Source organism: Hymenobacter wooponensis (assembly GCF_004745865.1).
Lineage (GTDB): Bacteria > Bacteroidota > Bacteroidia > Cytophagales > Hymenobacteraceae > Hymenobacter > Hymenobacter wooponensis.
Genome location: NZ_SRKZ01000002.1, coordinates 849,950 through 869,470, shown reverse-complemented (window position 1 = coordinate 869,470; position 19,521 = coordinate 849,950). Strand labels below are relative to the sequence as shown.

Below are 19,521 nucleotides of genomic sequence, written 5' to 3'. Positions count from 1 at the left end.
GGAATTGCTGCTGTTCTACCCAATCTCTTGGTGAATAGCCGCGTAATTGGGTAGAAGGCTGTATTGGTTTGAGGCAATCACCGTGCTGGTGAGGTCGTACACCTCCTGCCACGTGCGGTTGTTGCCCTCCACCGTCTTTTCTGACAGGTTAATCTGCCCTGAAATTTCCGACACGCTATAATGCTCAAAGCGACTGAGCTGAAAAATCTCCCGCGACTTCTCGGGTAGATCTTGTATCCCGGCCAGCAATGCCGCCGTTAGGTCATTCAACGCCAGCGCTTCTTCAGTTTCTGTATTCTTTTCCGAGGCGCTAACCTGCAGATACAGCTGATAGCCAGCGCGCAGCTTCTGCGTTTTAATATAGTTGATGATGCGGTACTTGATAGCCGAAAACAGGTAGTAATCGAGCTGCTCTACCTGTATGGTAGCCCGCCGCGTCCAGAGGTTCTCAAACAAGTCCTGCACTAATTCCTCGGCTGCCTCACGGCTCTTCAGCTTTTGGTAGGCCACCGTAAACAGGCGAAAGCTATAGCGCTTGTACACTTCCGCAAACGCCCCTTCATCGCCCGCTCGTAGAGCGTCGAGCAGCGTGGCCTCTGCGTAAGAAGCGTACATGCGGACGGAAGTAGGTTTCACGGAATAAAGAAGAAATGGCTAAGCTCTCCTGCGAATATATAGTTTACGGTCAGCGAATTAGCAAGCCGCAAGGGGCCCACCCGTAGCCAATAAGGCTTATTTCTAGGGCTGTTGAAACCTCCTCAGCCAGCTATGCCGAGAGGTAATTATTCTGCGTTTCTTTATAGAAAAAGCTAGATAAATAGTGAGGATAAAACGGTGCATTATCGTTTTAGTGAATAATTAAGGTGGTTTTTTAGTGGTGCGCCCGGGGTGGCCTACGCTGCTCGGAGAAGCTGTTGCCGGGTTGAGCCGTAATGTGCGGCAAGGGTGCTATGTATCCTGAAAAAAATACTATCTAAAACGATTGCATAGTTTATTTATGGTCGACATAAGCTCAGAAGTTCGCCAACTGTTGACGGTAATCATACTTTAGCGCAGGCCTTGATACGTCACCTTCTCGACAGTGCGGCCTGCTGGCGGGCCTTAGGCTGTAGGCCAGTAGCGTGCTGACCGTAGTTGGGCACTGCATATTCACTTCTGTTTACGGATGAAAAACCCACTCCTCGTCTTGGGGCTGGCCGCTCTCACAAGCGCCGCTCCTAGCCAAAGCCCTAGGCATGGCAACCCTACCACCCAAACTGCCCCAGTTCCTGTAGCCGACCTCCCCTTCCGCAACCCCGACCTCCCCCTCGACCAGCGCGTGGATGATTTGGTGGGTCGTCTGACGCTGCCGGAAAAAGTGTCGCAGATGCTGAATGCTTCGCCTGCTATTGACCGCTTGGAAATACCGGCCTATAACTGGTGGAATGAGGCCCTGCACGGCGTGGCGCGCACCAGTATGAAAACCACGGTGTTTCCGCAAGCCATAGGCCTAGCGGCCACCTTTGATGAGGACGCCATGCTGCGGATGGCCACCATTACCTCGGATGAGGCGCGGGCGGTGCACCAGGAGTACGTGCGGCGCGGAGAGCGGGGTATCTACCAGGGCCTCACGTTCTGGACGCCCAACATTAACATCTTCCGCGACCCGCGTTGGGGACGGGGCCAGGAAACCTACGGCGAGGACCCGTACCTGACCGGCCAACTGGGCTCGGCACTGGTGAAAGGTTTTCAGGGCGACGATCCGAAGTACCTTAAGATTACGGCCTGTGCCAAGCACTTTGCCGTGCACAGCGGGCCCGAGCCCTCCCGCCACGAGTTCAACGCCCAAATCAGCGACTACGACCTCTGGGATACCTACCTGCCCGCCTTCCGCGACCTGATTGTGGATGCGAAAGTGGCGGGCGTGATGTGCGCTTACAACGCCTACGCCGGGCAGCCCTGTTGCGGCAGCGACAAGCTCATGAACGAAATCCTGTATGACAAATGGAAGTTCAAAGGCTACGTCACCTCCGACTGCGACGGCCTCAACGACTTCTGGCAGCACCACAAAACCGACCCCGACCCGGCCACTGCGGCCGCCAATGCCGTGCTGCACGGTACCGACATCGAGTGTGCCACGGGCAAGCTCTTCACCTACAACTCCCTCTTAGAGTCAGTACAGAAAGGTCTGATTACCGAAAAGCAGCTGGATGTTTCGGTGAAGCGCCTGTATAAGATCCGGTTTCAGCTGGGTATGTTCGACCCGGTAGAGCGCGTGAAGTATGCTCAGATTCCGATGAGTGTGGTGGAAAGTGCCCCGCATCAAGCTCATGCCCTCAAAATGGCGCAAGAGTCTATGGTGCTGCTCAAGAATGAGAAGAACACCCTGCCATTGCGCAAAGACCTGAAGAAGATTGCCGTGCTCGGCCCCAACGCCGACAACGAAAGCGTGCAGCTAGGCAACTACAATGGCTTTCCTACCCGCAACGTAACGCCCCTCATGGGCATTCGGGAGAAAGTAGGGCCTAACACACAGGTGACATACATTCAAGGGGTTGACTACGCCAGTAACATCGTCTACGAAACCTTCGATGTAAACAAGAACCTGGCCTACGAGGGCAAGCCCGGCTTCCGGGCCGAGTACTTCAAGGGCACCAACCTGGAGGGGAAGCCCGTGTCTACGGTGCAGGAGCCTGGCCTAGACCGCTACCTGGCCAACACCAAGCTGGAAATTGTGAAGGGTCTGCCGTCGGAGAATGTGTCGGCGCGTTACCTGAGCACGTTCACGCCGGAGAAGTCAGAGGAAATGGCCTTCCAGGTTACCGGCGACGATGGCTACCGGTTGTTCATCGACAACCAATTGGTGATTGATAACTGGAACAGCCGGGGCGTATCTACCAGCCAGCACACCATGAAAGTGGAGGCCGGCAAGAAGCTGGCCATCAAGATTGAGTACTTCCAAGGGGTAAGCCGCAGCATTCTGAAATTCACTGGGGCCCACGTGGTGCCTATGAACGCGCAGAACATTCTAGGCCAGGTAAAAGACGCCGACGCCATTGTGTTTGTGGGCGGCATCTCGCCACGGCTGGAGGGTGAGGAAATGAAGGTAAACGTGGAAGGCTTCAGCGGCGGCGACCGAACCAGCATTGCCCTGCCCAAGGTGCAGACGGAGCTGATGCAGTTGCTGCATTCCACAGGCAAGCCCGTTGTATTTGTAATGATGACCGGCAGCGCCATCGGGTGCCAGTGGGAGGCGGCCAACCTGCCGGCCATTGTGAACAGCTGGTACGGTGGGCAGTCGGCTGGTACGGCCATTGCCGATGTGCTCTTCGGTGATTATAACCCTGCCGGACGCCTCCCCGTGACGTTCTACAAGTCGGAGAGCCAGCTGCCGCCCTTCGATAATTACGACATGGCGGGCCGCACTTACCGCTACTTCAAGGATACGCCACTCTATCCCTTTGGCCACGGCCTGAGCTATTCCACCTTCAAATACAGCAACCTTAAAGCACCCTCCAAAGCCAAAACCGGCCAACCCGTGCAGGTAAGCGTAGACGTGCAAAACACCAGCCAGCGCCCTGGCGACGAGGTGGTGCAGCTGTACGTGCGCCACCCCGATACCAAAGGCCGAGTGGCCCTGCACGCGCTAGAAGGTTTCCGGCGCGTGCCGCTGCAAGCCGGAGAGAAGAAAACCGTAAAGTTCACGCTCACCCCCCGGCAACTGTCGCAGCTAAATGCACAAGCTCAGCGCGCCGAAGACGCTGGTAGCGTGCAGCTCTTCGCCGGCGGCGGGCAGCCTCTTTCTGATGCCGTAGTTAAGGGCAGCGTGCTGAAGGCTGATGTAAAGCTCCAGGGCAAACGTGTCATCATCGACTAAGCCCTAGCTCCATCACAAAAAAGCCCGCGCAACCATCAGGTGCGCGGGCTTTTTATTAGTGTCTGGGGTATCTTATAGCATTAGTCAGGGCTTTAGATAGGCTTAATGAAGCTAACGGATGAGGCCGTTACCGCAGCTGATTCTCTGCGGCTACTCTGCAAGCTCAAACTCGTGCCCGCAATTAAAGCAATGGCACTGGGGCGCTTCCGGGGCCAGCAGCCACAGGCGCAACTTGGTAAACAGGTTGTCGGAAGGCTGGGGCGTGTGGCGGCACACTACCTCATGGTGGTGGCAGCGGGGGCAGCGGGGCGCCGTTTCTTCTAGGCCATCAGGCTGCTCCGGGAGGGCGTGCATGGGCGAGTGATGGGGCTGCAGCAACTCTTGGGCGGCGGCCACATCCTGCTCGCGCACGTACAGGCGCACCCCGCCCGAAACGGGGCCATACGGCCGGTGCTCGTTGCTGAGAAAGCACGGTACATCGGCGGCATCCAGCTGGTTTTTAGCCAAGTGAGCGGCAATAGAATCCGGGAAAGTGGTGAGTAGCACCACAGCTGAGCCGGCATTGAAGGCGGAAGTCATAAAAGAACGGGCCAGCGCTAAAGAGTACGCAAAGATGCACCACTGCCCTAACAAAAGAAGCACCCGTTTGGGTGCTTCTTTTTATTGATAATGTGAAGGTTGAGCTTATTGGAACAAGGCCAGTGCCTTAATGAAAGTTTGGGCAACACCCCACACCAGCGGGATACCCACAAACAGCCAAGCAATTGCCAAGGAAGCCGTGGAGCTGGTTTCAGCAGGAGCCGGAGCCGAAGAATTAGGTTGTGCACTCATGGTGAAGACTGGTTAAGAAGAGAGGATTAATGGCCGCCGGGCTGGATAGTCACGGGGCCTTTCTCGTTGTATTTCTCGTTGACGGCGGTTACGGCCAGGTTGGCTAATAGGCCTACTACCAGCAGCCCCGCCATGGTGTAAAACACCGTCTGATACGCGGCGGCCCCCGTGAAGCCCTCGGCCTTGCGGCTTTCGTGCAGGTAGTTCACGATGAGCGGCCCCAGCACGCCAGCAGTGCTCCAGGCCGTCAGCAGGCGCCCGTGAATAGCGCCTACCTGATACTTGCCAAACAGGTCGGAGAGGTAAGCAGGAATAGTCGCGAAGCCGCCCCCATACATGCTGATAATAATACAGGCCACCAGCACAAATAGCGTGAGCTGCGCATTGTGGCCTAGTGTAGGTACCAGGGCGTACAGCAGAATGCCTAGGCCGAAGTAAATAGCATACGTGACTTTGCGCCCAAGTTTATCAGAAGCCGAAGACCAGAAGAAGCGGCCCAGCAGGTTAAACAAGCTCAACAGGCCTACGAAACCGGCTGCTGCGGCCACCGTTACGCCGCGGCCGGCTCCCATGGTAGCATCAGAAAAGCTTTCTTGAATAAGTGGGGAAGCCGTTTCCAGTACCCCAATACCGGCCGTTACGTTGGTGAGTAGTACTACCCACAGCAGCCAGAACTGCGGCGTTTTAATGGCGTTATCGGCTGATACGTTGCCGGTAGTAATAAGGGCCGAGTGTTCCGTGCTGGGAACATAACCCGCGGGAGCCCAATCGTCGGCGGGCACCCGAATGGTCCAAACGCCAAACTGCATGAATAGGAAGTAGATGATGCCCATCACAATGAAGGTGGGTGCCACGCCCTGCGGAGCGGAGTCTTTAAAGTGCGCCATAAGGGCTACCGCCAATGGTGAGCCAATCATGGCGCCGCCACCAAAGCCCATGATGGCCATGCCGGTAGCTACCCCTTTGCGGTCAGGAAACCACTTAATGAGCGTACTAACCGGCGAGATATAGCCGATGCCTAGGCCAATGCCGCCCACAAACCCGTATCCAAAATACAGCAGGGCCAAGCTGTGCAGATGTACACCTAATGATCCAATCAGGAAGCCGCCCCCAAAGCACAGAGCCGAGGCCATCATGGCTTTGCGAGGGCCTACGCGCTCCAGCCACGTCCCAAAAATGGCGGCCGACAGGCCTAGCAACACAATGGCAATGGAGAAAATCCAGCCGATTTGGGCCGGAGACCAGTCGCCGGCGGCGGGGTGGTCCACATCACCGCTGAGCAATGCTCCTAGTGGTTTTTTAAACACGCTAAAGGCGTATGCCTGCCCAATTGCCAAGTGAATAGCCAGTGCAGCAGGTGGCACCAGCCACCGGTTGTAGCCCGGCCCGGCAATTGTACGGCTGCGGTCTAGTAAAGAAGCATTTGCCATAGATGGAGTGGTGATGTGGGAAAGTAGGTAAAAGAACAGGCGGCCAAACAGCCTGCCGGAACAGTTCCCGGCTGTACGGATTGACAACCAGTAAGGTAGAAGCTTCGCTAGGCTTTTTTGTGGAACGCTGGAGTATTTTTTGCTAAAAAGCTATAGCAAAGGAATATTTGCAGGCTGACGCAACACATTGCCCTAGGCGATGCATCTAAGAAAGTACGAGCTATATGAGGAAAGGATGTAGCTACACAAGTATTCTACTGTTTTTAGGCCTCTCAAGTCAGCCAGCATCAGTGGTATAGGTATGATTCAGCCATTAAATAGGTAATGCCTTACTGTACCTGGGAGAAGTAATTAGCGCAGTGTTTCACTCCGCTGACTGGCCTAGCAGCCATCCTTTGGGGCCTTTGGCCCGACAGCTCTTTAAAAACCGCTCAATGCCCACCCGCATGGCTTTGGCCATGCGTTGCTGAAAGGCGGGTGAGGTAAGCAGCTTTTCATCCTCGGGGTTCGACACAAAGGCTGTTTCTACCAGTGCATTGGGGTACTCAGTGGGTCCATTCAACCCAAAATTGAAACTACCCACGTTGCCGAAGCCCGGTAGGCCAGTTTCGCGCATCTGCTCATATAGAGCCACTGAAAGAGGCCGAAAAGCCACGTACCTGTAGTATGTACTGGTGCCCCGCACCGTAGCGCTGCCCGAGGAATTAACATGTATGCTCACTAGTAGATCAGGCCGGCGGTTGCGCAGGAGCAATACCCGGTCGCCGTTGTCAACGGTGGCATCGGTTTCGCGGGTCATCAGCACGCGGGCCCCGGCTTGCACTAGCTGTTGGCGGAGCTGTTGGGCAATGGCCAGGGTAAGATCTTTCTCACGGGCTCCGCTGGCGCCAGTGGCCCCCTCATTGGTGCCGCCATGGCCGGCATCTACGGCTACGGTTAGGCCCCGCAACCGCAGCTTCTGGGGTGGGCGCTTCACTTGGATTTCCAATGTGCTGCCGCGGTAGCCAATGTGGTAGCCCCAGCTTTGGCGGTGGCGCAGGTGCAGAATCAACCGGAATACATCGGGGGCTACTTGCTCGTAGGTCACGTCACCTAGTTCCCGCAGGCCGTCACGCTGGGTTATCCAGTTGGTGTTAGAGGTGGCCCCGTAGATATCTACTACCAACCGGCCGGGCTCAGTAAGAAGCTGAGAGCGGTAGGGGAGGCGAGCCATAAGAGGCACGCGCACGTAGTCGTAGAGAGAGCCGCCCTGCACGCTCCAGGAGCCGGTGAGGGAAGCAGGTACGAAGCCCCCGGGTGGCAGCAGGCGCACCACTTCTTGCGGTACCCAGGCCGTGTTGGTTTCACTGAGCTGCACCCGATACTGGTTGCCTACTCGCCCAGTGAGGTGCAGCATCACCAGCGAATCGAGGTAGCCTAGCTTGGCACCACCCAGGCGGTCTTCGCCCAACCCATAGTTTAGGTAGGCCAGGCTGCCTTTGGTTACAGCCAATTGCGGGGCGTTGGGGTTCAGGAAGCGGATTTTGCTCTTGCTCTGGGCCGTAGCCATGAGACTATCGGGCGTAAGCAATTGAAACGTGATGGGCCTATCCTGCAGGGTATCGGTGGGCTGCACCACGTAGGTGGCCTGGTACACGCCCCGCTTGCCCTGGGCTTGGGCCGGCAAGAGCTCTGTAAGCGGCTGCCCGTTCAGGAAGGTTACTCGCGCTCCGGGCTGGCCTACGAGCCGCACCTGGAGCCGGTCGCCGGGGCGCAGCCACTGGTCGGCCGCCGGCACCGTCTCCGCCGACTCAATTAGCTGGGGCTGCTGAGCACGCGCGGGTGCCCCTAAAAATAATGCCTCAGCCAGGACGAGGCCACTCAGAAGCTTACGGGAAGTTTTCATCAAGAGCACCGCAAAAGAAAAGCCCCGCAGGCAGCGGGGCTTTGCAAAAACGGGGGAGGGTGGCCTACGGTTGCTTTACGGCCTGGCCCAGGTCTTTTACATCGCGGCCGGTTTCCAGCGCCGTAAACTCAGTCTGCAGAGCCCGGATATGTATCTCATCACGGCCCTTAATATCCAGCCGAATGTTGCGGAACTGCTGGTTGAGGCGGCGGCTGATAGCGGTAGCATAGTCCCAGTCGCGCTGGGTCCATTGCTTCCGTTTCGCGCGCACCTGCTGCATAAACTGCACGTACGCTGGCTCAATGGTAGTGGGCGTAAGCTGCTCAATACCCGAGTAGGTGCCTAGCAACTCATTAACGAAGGTAGCTTCAGCGGCTTTGTCGAGGGGCTGCCGGGAGCGAGCCTTTGAGGCGGAGTCGAAGCGGGCTGCGCGGTGGCCAGCCACTTTTAACTTGTCGGCGGCGCGGTCGGCAATCGTGTCTAAGCGGCGGGCGCCCTGGCTCACGGCTTCCTGCCGCTCGCGCGGCGTGCTGTCGCAGCCAGTTAGCGTAGAGGCCAGTAGGGCAGTGGCAGGAAATAGGAGGAGAATAGCTCGTTTCATGCCGTAATGTACGGGGCAAAAGCAGGAATGGCTACACTGCCGGAACAAGTCCGGCAGTGTAGCCATCAGGGGGCGCAAGCTCGTCGGTTCCGGTGAGCTACTTCGCAAGCCGGAAAGTGAAGGGCAACTCGTGCTGCACTACCACTGCGCGGCTACCCATCCGGGCTGGCAGCCACTGGTTAGGAATAGCCCGGGCTACGCGCAGGGCTTCCTCATCGCAGCCTCCACCAATGCCCAGCATAATTTTATGATCTATGGCCCGGCCCAGCGTGTCTACCACAAAGGCCACCACCACTTTGCCCTGGATGTTCTTGTTTTGAGCCTGCACGGGGTAGTTAAGCTTGCTCATGAAGGGCGCCAGCGCGGCATCGCCACCCAGGAAAAGTGGGGGCTGCGTAAGATGTTCCCGGTTCCAGGTGCCCGCCGGCGTTTGCACGGGGTAAGACACATCGTCGAAGTCGCGGAAGAACACCAGCTTCTTGGCAGTGTGGTCGTATTTCTGCGTAATCACCTGGCGGCCGTCGCGGGTATAGGCGTAGTATTCCCATACGCCAACTTTCTCGCCTTTTTCTAGTTGGCCGCTCTCCCAGTCGGTTTTGCGCAGTTTCTGCGCTTGCGCCGAGAACACACTGAGTAACAAGGCCAGTACTATGAGGGGTAAGAGTTTCTTCATGGTAAAAGAGTGGGATTTGGGGAGGGAAGGAGCGCGAAGAATCCACCAGCCGGAATGCCGGCGGCTGAAGGAGTAAAATAAAATATAGTTTTTGTTATAATTTGGCCTGAGGCCAATCTGCCAAGTGAGATGCGGGTGGGACCATTATGTGCTGACCTAGAGCAAGTAATAAGCCTCTGAACAGTTAGTGGGGGTAGCTGTTCAGAACTCTAGGTCCGGGAAATTTACAACTATCTCAGCAGATGGCAAAGCGCAAGAGCGTACTTCTTACCAGCCTGTCTCATCCAGCTGGTCGCGTAGGTCGCGCAGACGGTTTTGTAGGCCAGGCCAGTTTGGGCAGAGCCGCTCCAGGCGCTGAAGGGAGCGTAGGGATCCGGCTGCATCACCCAGATGCAACAGCATAGTAGCCCGCCCCGAGATGGCTCCGAAGTGGCGCGGCTCCAGGCGCAGTGTTTCGCGCACGTCGTCGAGGGAGGCCCGGTATTCGCCCCGCAGGTAGTGGGCAGTAGCGCGCTTGTTCCACCCTTCGGCGTAGTCGGGGCTGGTTTCAACTAGCACAGTAAATTCCCGAATGGCCAAGGTATAGTCGCCGGCGGCCATGGCCCGCATGCCAGCCTCCAGGTGCTTATCTAGCAACGGGTGCTCCGTCATCAGCCAGATCTGCCAGATACCGTCTTGTAGCGCTTCAATCTCCGCCGGAGTGGTAGCTTCATGGAGGCGGGCAAAAAGATCATCGAGAGTAGACATACACAAGCAGTAAGGCACGAAACAGCAAAGAGCAGAATCTATACGGATTCTCCACATGAAAGAGGGGTACTACCCGCCGCCGTACAATAACAGCGGCGGGTAGTACCCCTTATATTGGTAGTGCCCGAGTGGCCTAGAACAGGGCCGCCGCTACCCGCCGAATGCTCTCCGACTTGCCCATGCTATAGTAGTGCAACACTGGCACGCCGTGGGCCATTAGCTCCCGGCTCTGGTTGATGCACCACTCAATCCCAATTTCGCGGGCTGCCGCGTTGTCGGGCGCATGGTGCACGGCATCAGCCAGCGCCTCCGGAATGTTGAGGTAGAAGGAGCGAGGCAGCATGGTAAGCTGGCTCTTGGTGGTGAGTGGCTTCAGACCGGGGATGATGGGCACGGTAATGCCCGCCTCGCGGCAGCGCTTCTCGAAGTTGAAGAACTGCTCGTTGTCGAAGAACATCTGGGTCACGATGTAGTCGGCGCCGCGGTCTACTTTATGTTTGAGGTAGCGCAAATCGGCTCCGTAGTTCGGCGACTCAAAGTGCTTCTCGGGGTAGCCGGCCGTGCCGATGCAGAAGTTGGTAGCCCAGGTATCGTCCTGCTCCTCATCCAGGTACTCACCCTTGTTGAGGTTGGCCACCTGCCCAATCAGGTCGGCGGCATAGGCATGCCCATCGGGGTCGGGCTTGAAGTGTCCTTCACTCTTGATTGGGTCGCCGCGCAGGGCCAGCACGTTATCAATGCCCAGGAAGTGCAGGTCGATGAGGGCGTTTTCAGTTTCCTCCTTGGAGAAGCCTCCGCAGATGAGGTGGGGCACCGTGTCCACATCGAAGCGGTTCTTGATGGCGGCGCATATGCCTACTGTACCGGGACGTTTGCGGACCGTTTTCTTCTCCAGAAACCCGTTGGGGTGCTGGCGGTACACGTACTCCTCGCGGTGGTACGTTACGTCAATGAATGGTGGCTTGAACTCCATCAGGGGCTCAATGTTCGAGAACAGGTTCTGAATGTTCTCGCCCTTTTTCGGGGGCAGCACCTCGAAGGAAAACAGCGTTTTGCCGTTGGCGCGGGCCAGGTGTTCGGTTACTTTCATATAGCGGACCCCACCCCCGGCCCCTCCCCTCCGGGAGAGGGGTGCCTAACGGTGCGGTTGTAAAATAGGCTGGCTTGCGCCATGCAGGGTAAAACCATTTGTCTGGCTCCCCTCTCCCGGAGGGGAGGGGCCGGGGGTGGGGTGGCCTAGAGTGCCGTTACAGGCACGCTGGCGGGGTCATAGTTTAGGTTGGGGGCCAGCCAGCGCTCCAGCTCCGGCAGCGGCATGTTTTTGCGTTCGGCAATGTCCTCTACCTGGTCCTTGCCGATGCGGCCGAGGCCGAAGTAGCGGGAATCGGGGTGGGCGTAGTAGAGGCCGCTCACGGAGGAGGCGGGGTACATGGCCAGGTTTTCGGTGAGACGGATGCCGGTGGTGTTTTCCGCGTCGAGGAGCTCAAACAGGGTGACTTTCTCGGTGTGGTCGGGGCAGCCGGGGTAGCCGGGGGCGGGGCGCACGCCTTTGTATTTCTCCTGAATGAGGTCTTCGTTGGAGAGGTTTTCGGCCGGGTCGTAGCCCCAGAACTCCTCGCGCACGCGCTGATGCAGGCGCTCGGCAAAGGCTTCGGCGAGGCGGTCGGCCAGGGCTTTCACCATGATGCTGGAGTAGTCGTCGTGCTCCTGCTCATACTTTTCCAGCAGTTTTTCGATACCTAGGCCAGCCGTCACGGCAAAACCACCGATGTAGTCCTCGCGGCCGGTTTCGCGTGGGGCCACAAAGTCGGAGAAGGCTAGGTTGGGCACGCCGGGGGCTTTCTCACTTTGTTGGCGCAGGGTAAAGAACTCCGTCTGGATTTCCTGACGAGTGTCGTCCTTGAAAATCTGGATGGTATCGTGGCCTACGGTGTTGGCGGGCCAGAAGCCTACCACGGCGCGGGCCGTGAGCAGCTTCTCGTCGATGATTTGCTTGAGCAGCTTCTGGGCGTCGTTGAAGAGCTGGGTGGCGGCTTCGCCCACATTCTCATCGGTGAGGATGCGGGGGTAGCGGCCCTTCAACTCCCAGGTCTGGAAGAAGGGCGTCCAGTCGATGTACTCGGCCAGCTCCGCTAGCGGGTAGTCTTCCAGCACCTTGGTACCTAGGAAGCTCGGCTTCACGATGCGGCTGGTTTCCCAGTCGGCTTTGAAGCCATTCTCGCGGGCCGCCTCAATGGTCAGGTAGTTCTTCTCGCGCTGGCGGCCAGCATAATCCTCGCGGAGCTGGCGGTACTCCTCGCGCACGGTGCGGGCGTACTCCACATCGGCAGAGCCTAGCAAAGCTGCAGCCACGCCTACTGAGCGGGAGGCGTCGTTTACGTGTACTACGGGGCCGGAGTAGTTGGGCGCAATTTTCACCGCGGCGTGCAGGCGGGAGGTGGTGGCGCCACCAATGAGCAGCGGGGTGTTGAGGCCGCGCTTTTCCATCTCCTGGGCCACGTACACCATCTCATCCAGACTCGGGGTGATAAGGCCGCTGAGGCCAATTACGTCTACTTGCTGCTTTACGGCTTCGTCCAGGATCTTTTCCAGGGGGACCATTACGCCTAGGTCCACAATGTCGAAGTTGTTACAGGCCAGTACCACGCCCACGATGTTCTTACCAATGTCGTGCACGTCGCCTTTCACCGTAGCTAGTAGAATCTTACCGGCGGTTTGCCGGTCACCGCTTTGCTTGTCGGCCAGCAGGTAGGGCTCTAGGTAGGCCACTGCCTTCTTCATTACACGGGCCGATTTCACTACCTGGGGTAGGAACATCTTACCGGCACCGAATAAGTCGCCCACCACGTTCATGCCGGCCATCAGGGGGCCTTCAATTACCTCGAGTGGCCTAGCCACCTGCTGACGCACCTGCTCGGTGTCTTCGTCGATGAACTCCGTAATGCCTTTCACCAACGCGTGCTGCAGACGCTCCGCTACGGGCAGGCTGCGCCAGGCGTCGGCTACTACCTCCGTTTTGTCCTTCTGCTTTACTGTATCAGCAAACTCTACGAGGCGCTCGGTAGCATCGGGGCGGCGGTTCAGCAGTACGTCTTCCACCAGCTCCAGCAGGTCCTTGGGTACTTCGTCGTACACGGCCAGCTGGCTGGGGTTTACGATGCCCATATCCAGGCCGGCCCGGATGGCGTGGTAGAGGAAGGCGGAGTGCATGGCTTCGCGCACCACGTCGTTGCCGCGGAACGAGAAGCTAATGTTGCTGACGCCGCCGCTGGTGAGGGCGCCGGGCAGGTTCTGCTTGATCCAGCGAACCGCCTCAATGAAGTCGAGCGCGTAAGTGCGGTGCTCCTCCATGCCGGTGCCCACCGTCAGGATGTTGGGGTCAAAAATGATGTCCTCAGCGGGGAAGCCCACTTCGTTCACCAGGATATCGTAGCTGCGCTGGCAGATTTCGATGCGCTTCTCATAATTGTCGGCCTGGCCGTTCTCATCGAAGGCCATTACCACCACGGCGGCGCCGTATTGGCGCACGGTGCGGGAGCGCTCCTTGAAGGTTTCTTCGCCTTCTTTCAAGGAAATAGAGTTGACGATGCTCTTGCCCTGCACGCACTTAAGGCCGGCTTCCAGCACGCTCCACTTCGAGGAGTCAATCATAATCGGTACCCGCGAAATGTCGGGCTCCGAGGCAATCAGGTTCAAGAAGGTGGTCATGGCCTGCTCCGAGTCAAGCATGCCTTCGTCCATGTTCACGTCGATGACCTGAGCGCCGCCTTCCACCTGGTCGCGGGCTACTTGCAGGGCGGCTTCGTAGTTGCCGGTCCGGATGAGGCGGGCAAAGGCGCGGCTGCCGGTTACGTTGCACCGCTCGCCCACGTTCACAAACAAGCTTTCGGGGTAGATGCCGAAGGGCTCTAGGCCACTCAGGCGGGTAGCTTTCGGCAGCTCGGGCAGCTGGCGCGGCTCATACTTATCGGCCAGGCGGGCCAGCTCACCAATGTGCTGGGGCGTGGTACCACAACAGCCACCCACCACCGTCACCAAGCCTTCCTTGAGGTAGTTTTCCACTACCCCCGCAAATTCCTGGGCCGACTCATCATAACCACCAAATGCATTCGGCAGGCCGGCGTTAGGGTAGGCCGAAATGTGCACGTCGGCAATGCGGCTCAGCTCCTTGATGTACACCTGCAGCTGATCGGCGCCGAGGGCGCAGTTCAGGCCCACGCTCAGCAGGGGCAGGTGGCGAATGGAGTTCCAGAAAGCCTCCACCGTCTGCCCCGAGAGGGTACGGCCGGAGGCATCGGTAATGGTGCCGGAAATCATGACGGGCACCACGCGGCCGCCTTCGTCGAAGAACTTCTGCACGGCATACAGCGCCGCTTTGGCGTTTAGCGTGTCGAAGATGGTTTCGATGAGCAGCGCGTCGGAGCCGCCGTCGATGAGGCCGCGCACCTGCTCGTGGTAGGCGGTGGCCAGCTCGTCAAACGTGACGGCCCGGAAGCCGGGGCGGTTTACGTCGGGGGAGAGGGAGGCGGTGCGGTTGGTGGGCCCGATGGCGCCGGCCACGAAGCGGGGCTTGTCGGGGTTCTGGGCCGTAAACTCGTCGGCTACCTCCTTGGCAATGCGCGCCGACTCATAGTTGAGCTCATACACGATGTCCTCCAGGGCGTAGTCGGCCTGCGCGATGGTGGTGCCGCTGAACGTGTTGGTTTCCACCATATCAGCCCCGGCCGCGAAGTAATCGGCGTGGATGCCTTTGATGATATCGGGGCGCGTGATGCTGAGCAGGTCGTTATTGCCACGCAGAGGCTTGGGGTGGTCGGCGAAGCGCGAGCCCCGGAAATCAGCCTCTTCCAGCTTATGACGCTGAATCATGGTGCCCATGGCGCCATCCAGAATCAGGACGCGTTTGGCAAGAATATCGTGCAGCGGGGAGTGGGGGCGCAAGGTCGTCGGCATATCAGCTCTTCAAGTAAATCGGCAGCGAAAAAGTGCCTATCCAGAGAGAGCCGTGCGGGAAGCGCGTCCTGTTCTTATCTTCTTCCAGACCGCCAAAACGGTTCGGAAAGGGAATTAGCACCTTGTTTTATTTCAGGTTGCTAAGACGTCATCGGGCCCAATCCCTCGGTCTTTCTGGATAAGTAACTCTGCGAAGATACAGCAGGAATCTTCAAATTTCAATTTGCGAGGTTTGAGGAGTGGCCTAGGGGCGTGGGTGACAAGTCACAAGACCGTCATGTAGGGCGGAGTCGATACACGTTGCCCGATGTAGAGACACATACTTGTGTCTTCCCGCGTGCTGATGTTGTTTACCCCGTATGGTTCAACGGTTATTGTTCTAGGCCAGTAGTTCGCGCGTTATCGTTCAAAGCTGAGACGCAAGTATGCGTCTCTACATCAGCCTGACGAAAACGGTAGAGATGCTTTAATGAGGTTCGGCATGACGTTCTCCTACTTATAAAATGCAGGAGTGCTATATAGTATCATCTCGCTAGTTCGTTGAGCCAAAGCCCTGTACTCGTTGAATACACTTTGCGAAGCACGATGCAGTGCGCAACTTGGCTCCACCTGTTATCAACTGGCTGCTATGGCTTCTCTATCCTTTTATCGAGCCGGTGTAACGGCCATGTTACTGCTGACAAGTGGCCTAGCAATGGCGCAGCACCAAGCCGGGACTGGCCTACGCGGGCAGTATTACGCGGGCAAGAAATTCGAGAAGTTGGTATTGACCCGCACTGACCCTACCATCGACTTCAACTGGACTATTGGCCCCAACGGTGACCATTTTGTGTCGCCAGGGCCGGGCGTGCCTGGAGAATGGTTTTCAGTAAGATGGGCCGGCCACATCTACGCCCCGGTAACGGGCACCTACACCTTTCAGATTGCCACCGACGACGGCATGCGCATCTGGATTGGGGGCGACAAGGTGCTGGACTCCTGGAAGGATCAGCCCGCTACCATCTCTACCACGCATCTGAAGATGAAGGCAGGAAGCTATTACTCCCTGCGGGTAGAGTACTATCAATTTGACCGCGATTCTCGGGCGCAACTGGCGTGGCAGCTGCCCGACTCCTCCGAAGAGCCTCAACCCATTCCGACGGAAAACCTGTACCGGACCCTGCCCGATAATGTGCTGGTTCTGGCAGAAGCCACGCCGCCTAAGCCGAAAGCTACCGCTGCGATAGTGCCAACTGTAGCACCTACAGTAACTCCCGCGCCCACACCCGTGAAAGCAGTAGCAAAGCCAACGACTGCCGCGTCGCCAATAGCGCGCCGTGCTAGGCCAGTTGTTTCGGCCAAGCCAGCACCCGCTAGGCCACCGGCCGCCGATACCACGACCGTAGAATTGCCCGACCTGACGGCGCTCAGCAAAGGTGCGGCCGTAACGTTGCCCAACCTGTACTTCACTCAGAGTACCGCCACTCTGCTGCCTAGCTCGCGCCCTACCCTGAACGCGCTAGTCCGCACCCTACGCGCGCAGCCTGCCATGCGACTTGAAGTAGCCGGGCACACCGATAACGTGGGCGAAGCAGCCCTAAACCTTCGCCTCTCAGAGCAGCGGGCCCGGGTGGTGCGGCAGTACCTAGTGCAACAAGGCATCGACTCAGTGCGGCTCACGGCCCGCGGCTACGGCGGCGCTAGGCCAGTAGCCGACAACCGCGACCCGCAGCAGCGGCCCCGCAACCGCCGGGTGGAGGTTGTGGTACAGTAAGAAAGGACGGCTTATTTTTGCTCGCGCTTAGCCAGCACTTCCCGGATGGGAGTCCATCGTATTTCGGGGTACCGGTCGTTATCCAGCGGTTCTAGCTTGGGCCGGCCCGTGAACATGTTGTGCATATACTGCATGCCCTGCCACGGCGGAAACACCTCGTTGCGAGCCGGTACGAGCGTGCGCGTTACCTTAATCATGGCGGCCAGGAGGCCTAGGCCACCCGCCCGCAGTAGGCCAAATTGCTCACCCGTGGCGGCGCTGGCAGCGGCCTGCACCCCCCGGATGCTGGCTACTTCGCCGGCCACGCGCAGGTAGCGCGGGGTAGTAGGATCGAGGGCGGCGGCAGCGGTGAAGGCGGCGGTATCGGCAATAGTGGTAAAGTCCAGGGGCTGGTCGGCGTCGCCCCAGTACAGGATGCGTTTCGGCCCGAATAGCACCAGCGGCGCCTGCCCGGTGAGCAGGTCCATGAACATGCCGTTGAGAATGGAAGTAGCCTGGATGGGCTGCTGATCGAGGCGCTCCTGGAACTCCCGGCGCAGGTCGAGGTTGCGGTTGGTGCCGTTGGGCAGCTTGGTGAAATCGATGGAAAAGTCGGAGGGGATAAAGCGCGGCACGCCCGCCGCCACGGCTGCTTTTACCAGTCGCGTTTGCGCGCCTACAATCACTTCCCGCAGCCCCGACAGCGCCGACACTACGCAATCGGCGCCGGTGCAGGCGGCGGTCAGGGAAATGATGCTGTCGAAATTCACTTCCGTGATGGTAGCCCCCTGCTGGCGCAGAGATATAATCTCAGGCTTAGAGCTGCTGTCTGGCCGAACTAACGCCCGCACGGTAGCACCGCGCTGCAGGAGCTCCTTGGCAATACGGAAGCCCAAGTCGCCTGTGGCGCCAGCTACGGCAATGGTGGCGGGGGCTGATGCAGAGCGGGGCGAAGAAGTGATAGGTTCTGCCAAAACAGGAGGAAATAAAGGTGATCTAATGAATGCCAACTAGCGCGCTAAGGAAAGCTGGACGCTGGAAGTTGATAATACACGGATGCTACCTGGAAGGTTATTACGGATCAAGGAGTAAGCACAGGCTCATCACGGAATGAGTGATTGTAGAAGAATGGGCCAACAACTTCTCTAGACCGTTATGCTGAGCGAAGGCGCAGCCGTAGTCGAAGCATCTCTACCTCTGGCTAACTACTGGGCTAGAACAGCGCAACGAAGCGGTAGACATGCTTCGGCTCCGCTCAGCATGACGGTTAGCATTTCAGCGCCAGCACACGAGATGTCTCGACAAGCTCGACATAACGGGCTACTGAAGAGCTTTTAGTGTTCTTATCTCTATGCAGCTCAAGCGCCTAAAGCAGCTTTAGCCCTGCTGAGCGCCAGATAACAGAAAATAAATGTAACCGTGATGGAAACATATATGTAGCTACCCGAGTTGCTACGCGCTGAATCCGCAGGTAGCGGGTTCTCACTATAGACATCATCATGAGCCAAACCACCAATCTGTTTACGTCCGTGCAAGTGGGCGCCCTCACGCTGCCCAACCGCTTCGCCATGGCCCCTATGACGCGGAGCCGCGCCACCAACGAGGCCACCGTACCTACCGAGTCGGTAGTTAAATACTACGTGCAGCGCGCTACGGCCGGCCTTATCATTTCGGAAGGTTCGCAGGTATCGCCTCAGGGCGTGGGCTATATCAATACGCCCGGCATCTACTCTGAGGAGCAAGTAGCTGGTTGGAAAAAAGTAACTGACGCCGTGCATGCGGCCGGCGGCCGGATTTTTATTCAACTCTGGCACGTAGGCCGCGTATCGCACCCCTTCTTCCATAACGGCGAGCTGCCCGTAGGCCCCTCGGCCATCAAGCCTGAAGGTGCTAAAGCCTTCACTGGCCAAGGATTCGAAGACGTACCCACGCCACGCGCCCTGGAGCTAAGCGAAATTCCGGGCGTAGTAGACCAGTTCCGCCAGGCAGCTCGCAATGCCAAGCTGGCTGGTTTCGACGGCGCTGAGATTCACGGTGCCAACGGCTACCTGCTCGACCAGTTCATCCAGGACGGCTCTAACCAGCGCACCGACGAGTATGGTGGTAGCCTGGAAAACCGTGCCCGCTTTGCGCTGGAAGTAGTGCAGGCCGTAGTTGACGAGCTCGGTGCCGACCGCGTAGGCATCCGCCTCTCGCCCCAGGGCAGCCACAGCATCAAAGACTCCGACCCAGTAAAAACGTTCAGCTACGTGACGGAGCAGCTCAATAAATTCAACCTGGCCTACCTGCACGTAATTGAGGCCCTGCCCGGCCACCCCATGGCCCAGCCTAGTGCCCCAGCCGTAGCGGCGCACCTGCGCAACATCTTCAACGGCACCTTCATCCTGAACGGTGGCTACACCCAGGAAACCGCCGAAGAGGCCTTGGCCAACAACGAAGCCGACGTTATTGCCTTCGGCGTACCATTCATCGCCAACCCCGACCTGGTGGAGCGTTTCCGCATCGGAGCCGCCCTCAACACCCCCGACCCCAGCACGTTCTACGTGCCCGGCGACAAAGGCTACATCGACTACCCCTCCCTGCAAGACCAGGGCGTAGACACGAAAGAGCCCGTTGACTACCAGAACAACTAGCTGAACTGGCCTAGGCCAGTAAACAAGTAAGCCCGCCCCAGCGCAAGCTGGGGCGGGCTTTTCTGTTGAGTAATACCTGCTCGACAGGACGTTCTATTGGTGGCAAATGCGCAATACCAGAACGCACCCCTCTCCCCGAGGAGAGGGGCCGGGGGTGAGGTGAACCGAAGTAAGGGCACA

The 19,521-nt window shown here is 58.2% G+C and carries 14 protein-coding genes and 1 riboswitch; of the genes, 3 read left to right on the top strand and 11 right to left on the bottom strand.

Annotated features, from left to right (window positions below; translation table 11 throughout):
- Window positions 1-15: 15 nt before the first annotated feature.
- Window positions 16-636, bottom strand: coding sequence for an RNA polymerase sigma factor (locus EU557_RS09955; protein WP_135530224.1), 621 nt, complete (start codon window positions 634-636; stop codon window positions 16-18).
- A gap of 529 nt (window positions 637-1,165) precedes the next feature.
- On the opposite strand from EU557_RS09955, the gene EU557_RS09950 reads away from it, so the two are divergent.
- Complete coding sequence (locus EU557_RS09950; RefSeq protein WP_135530223.1) at window positions 1,166-3,856, top strand: glycoside hydrolase family 3 C-terminal domain-containing protein; 2,691 nt, start codon at window positions 1,166-1,168, stop codon at window positions 3,854-3,856.
- 150 nt (window positions 3,857-4,006) lie between these two features.
- On the opposite strand, the gene EU557_RS09945 is transcribed toward EU557_RS09950, so the two are convergent.
- From EU557_RS09945 to metH, 9 genes are all read right to left on the bottom strand, one after another.
- Window positions 4,007-4,435 carry a putative signal transducing protein gene (locus tag EU557_RS09945; RefSeq protein WP_135530222.1) on the bottom strand — a complete coding sequence of 143 codons (429 nt, stop codon included), beginning with the start codon at window positions 4,433-4,435 and terminating at the stop codon, window positions 4,007-4,009.
- Window positions 4,436-4,540: 105 nt separating this feature from the next.
- Window positions 4,541-4,687 (bottom strand): MFS transporter small subunit, encoded by a 147-nt coding sequence (locus EU557_RS25450; protein ID WP_167855150.1) that lies wholly within the window; start codon window positions 4,685-4,687, stop codon window positions 4,541-4,543.
- A 26-nt stretch (window positions 4,688-4,713) separates the two neighbouring features.
- A complete protein-coding gene (locus EU557_RS09940; protein ID WP_135530221.1) occupies window positions 4,714-6,117 on the bottom strand; it encodes an OFA family MFS transporter in 1,404 nt (467 codons plus the stop codon).
- Window positions 6,118-6,481: 364 nt separating this feature from the next.
- Window positions 6,482-8,002: an N-acetylmuramoyl-L-alanine amidase gene (locus EU557_RS09935; protein WP_135530220.1), complete on the bottom strand. Its 1,521-nt coding sequence runs from the start codon at window positions 8,000-8,002 to the stop codon at window positions 6,482-6,484.
- A 64-nt stretch (window positions 8,003-8,066) separates the two neighbouring features.
- Window positions 8,067-8,603 carry a hypothetical protein gene (locus tag EU557_RS09930; protein ID WP_135530219.1) on the bottom strand — a complete coding sequence of 179 codons (537 nt, stop codon included), beginning with the start codon at window positions 8,601-8,603 and terminating at the stop codon, window positions 8,067-8,069.
- Window positions 8,604-8,700: 97 nt separating this feature from the next.
- A complete protein-coding gene (locus tag EU557_RS09925) occupies window positions 8,701-9,276 on the bottom strand; it encodes an energy transducer TonB (protein WP_135530218.1) in 576 nt (191 codons plus the stop codon).
- Window positions 9,277-9,543: 267 nt separating this feature from the next.
- Window positions 9,544-10,023 (bottom strand): tetratricopeptide repeat protein, encoded by a 480-nt coding sequence (locus EU557_RS09920; protein ID WP_135530217.1) that lies wholly within the window; start codon window positions 10,021-10,023, stop codon window positions 9,544-9,546.
- 133 nt (window positions 10,024-10,156) lie between these two features.
- Window positions 10,157-11,113 (bottom strand): methylenetetrahydrofolate reductase [NAD(P)H], encoded by a 957-nt coding sequence (gene metF, locus EU557_RS09915; RefSeq protein ID WP_135530216.1) that lies wholly within the window; start codon window positions 11,111-11,113, stop codon window positions 10,157-10,159.
- A 146-nt stretch (window positions 11,114-11,259) separates the two neighbouring features.
- Window positions 11,260-14,976: a methionine synthase gene (gene metH, locus EU557_RS09910; protein WP_135530215.1), complete on the bottom strand. Its 3,717-nt coding sequence runs from the start codon at window positions 14,974-14,976 to the stop codon at window positions 11,260-11,262.
- A gap of 71 nt (window positions 14,977-15,047) precedes the next feature.
- A riboswitch (SAM riboswitch) is annotated at window positions 15,048-15,161 on the bottom strand.
- A gap of 443 nt (window positions 15,162-15,604) precedes the next feature.
- Here metH and EU557_RS09905 point away from each other — a divergent pair.
- Window positions 15,605-16,729 carry a PA14 domain-containing protein gene (locus tag EU557_RS09905; protein ID WP_135530214.1) on the top strand — a complete coding sequence of 375 codons (1,125 nt, stop codon included), beginning with the start codon at window positions 15,605-15,607 and terminating at the stop codon, window positions 16,727-16,729.
- Between the two features lie 11 nt (window positions 16,730-16,740).
- On the opposite strand, the gene EU557_RS09900 is transcribed toward EU557_RS09905, so the two are convergent.
- The gene (locus EU557_RS09900) at window positions 16,741-17,682 is read right to left on the bottom strand and encodes an NmrA family NAD(P)-binding protein (protein ID WP_245326222.1); all 942 of its coding nucleotides are present in this window, start codon (window positions 17,680-17,682) and stop codon (window positions 16,741-16,743) included.
- A gap of 525 nt (window positions 17,683-18,207) precedes the next feature.
- Between EU557_RS09900 and EU557_RS09895 the strand changes: the two genes are divergently transcribed.
- On the top strand, window positions 18,208-19,341 hold the full coding sequence (locus EU557_RS09895; protein ID WP_135530213.1) for an alkene reductase: 1,134 nt from the start codon (window positions 18,208-18,210) through the stop codon (window positions 19,339-19,341).
- Window positions 19,342-19,521 lie beyond the last annotated feature (180 nt).

Excerpts from the sequence above, each read along its gene's own strand:
- EU557_RS09950 (WP_135530223.1), top strand. The coding sequence starts at position 1,166 with ATGAAAAACCCACTCCTCGTCTTGGGGCTGGCCGCTCTCACAAGCGCC.
- metH (WP_135530215.1), bottom strand. The coding sequence starts at position 14,976 with ATGCCGACGACCTTGCGCCCCCACTCCCCGCTGCACGATATTCTTGCC.
- EU557_RS09895 (WP_135530213.1), top strand. The coding sequence starts at position 18,208 with ATGAGCCAAACCACCAATCTGTTTACGTCCGTGCAAGTGGGCGCCCTC.
- EU557_RS09940 (WP_135530221.1), bottom strand. The coding sequence starts at position 6,117 with ATGGCAAATGCTTCTTTACTAGACCGCAGCCGTACAATTGCCGGGCCG.
- EU557_RS09935 (WP_135530220.1), bottom strand. The coding sequence starts at position 8,002 with ATGAAAACTTCCCGTAAGCTTCTGAGTGGCCTCGTCCTGGCTGAGGCA.
- EU557_RS09945 (WP_135530222.1), bottom strand. The coding sequence starts at position 4,435 with ATGACTTCCGCCTTCAATGCCGGCTCAGCTGTGGTGCTACTCACCACT.
- EU557_RS09925 (WP_135530218.1), bottom strand. The coding sequence starts at position 9,276 with ATGAAGAAACTCTTACCCCTCATAGTACTGGCCTTGTTACTCAGTGTG.
- EU557_RS09930 (WP_135530219.1), bottom strand. The coding sequence starts at position 8,603 with ATGAAACGAGCTATTCTCCTCCTATTTCCTGCCACTGCCCTACTGGCC.
- EU557_RS25450 (WP_167855150.1), bottom strand. The coding sequence starts at position 4,687 with ATGAGTGCACAACCTAATTCTTCGGCTCCGGCTCCTGCTGAAACCAGC.
- EU557_RS09905 (WP_135530214.1), top strand. The coding sequence starts at position 15,605 with ATGGCTTCTCTATCCTTTTATCGAGCCGGTGTAACGGCCATGTTACTG.
- EU557_RS09920 (WP_135530217.1), bottom strand. The coding sequence starts at position 10,023 with ATGTCTACTCTCGATGATCTTTTTGCCCGCCTCCATGAAGCTACCACT.
- metF (WP_135530216.1), bottom strand. The coding sequence starts at position 11,113 with ATGAAAGTAACCGAACACCTGGCCCGCGCCAACGGCAAAACGCTGTTT.